General features: G+C 71.0%; 1 protein-coding gene. It reads right to left on the bottom strand.

Annotation, left to right across the window (positions count from 1 at the left end; all coding sequences use genetic code 11):
* A partial coding sequence (locus RB628_RS41235) for a DEAD/DEAH box helicase family protein (protein WP_318325749.1) occupies window positions 1-549 on the bottom strand: 549 nt, incomplete at both ends.

Below are 549 nucleotides of genomic sequence, written 5' to 3'. Positions count from 1 at the left end.
TGGCGGACAGGCCGATCCACCGCTCGGCCTTGACCTTGCGGATCGCGGCCTCGGCTGCCGGAGCCCCGATGGCGTGGCACTCGTCGACGACGATCAGGCCGTAGCCGTCCAGCAGTCCTGTGGCGGCCTCACGATGGGCCAGGGACTGCAGCATGATCAGGTCGACCACGCCGCCGCGGCGGTCTTTGCCCGCGCCGAGCGACCCGACGGCGTGCTCACCGAGGTCGAGGAACGTCTCCAGACGCTCGCGCCACTGGGCCAGCAGCTCTGCCCGGTTGACGATGATCGCGGTGGGCCGGGCGTGAACCGCGATCAGGGCACAGGCCATCACGGTTTTACCCGCACCGGGTTGGGCAACCAGGACTCCGGTGGGGTGGGCGGTCATCGCTTCGACGGCCCGGGCCTGTACGGCGGTGAGTTCGCCGGTGAACCGGGCGCCGATCGGGGCCTGGTCGGGGAAGGTGCTGGTGACTTTCAAGGTGCCGCCGGCGGCAGTGACCAGGCTGGCGGCTTCGTCGCGCAGCCCCCGGGGCAGGGCGATCCACTTCG

The sequence above is a fragment of the Streptomyces sp. ADMS genome (genome assembly GCF_033441795.1).
GTDB lineage: Bacteria > Actinomycetota > Actinomycetes > Streptomycetales > Streptomycetaceae > Streptomyces.
This window is presented reverse-complemented; position numbering and strand designations above follow the sequence as displayed.